The following is a 245-nucleotide window of genomic DNA, read 5'->3' as shown; positions in this document are numbered from 1 at the left end:
CCGGCTCGAAAAAACGTAAATCCTCAAAGCGCCCTTCCGGCGGCGTACCGTTCTCTTTCAGCATAGCGGTCATTTGCGCCTGCAAAGCGCGTAATTCCGCTTCTGAGGAGCCGATAATATGGCGTGCCATCACGGAAGATGTCGCCTGCCCCAAAGCGCAAGCCTTCACCTCATGGGCAAAATCCGTCACCACGCCGTCTTGTACTTTCAAATCGACCAGCACAGTCGAACCGCAAAGCTTAGAA

General features: G+C 54.3%; 1 protein-coding gene. It reads right to left on the bottom strand.

The window, feature by feature from the left end; translation table 11 throughout:
• Window positions 1-245: iron-sulfur cluster assembly scaffold protein (locus tag HBA93_RS22810; RefSeq protein ID WP_221724752.1), on the bottom strand; the 245-nt coding region annotated here is incomplete at both ends.

The organism is Ochrobactrum sp. SFR4 (genome assembly GCF_019730395.1).
Lineage (GTDB): Bacteria > Pseudomonadota > Alphaproteobacteria > Rhizobiales > Rhizobiaceae > Pseudochrobactrum.
The sequence above is the reverse complement of the archived record's forward strand: the minus strand, read 5'-3'. Positions and strand labels throughout refer to the sequence as shown.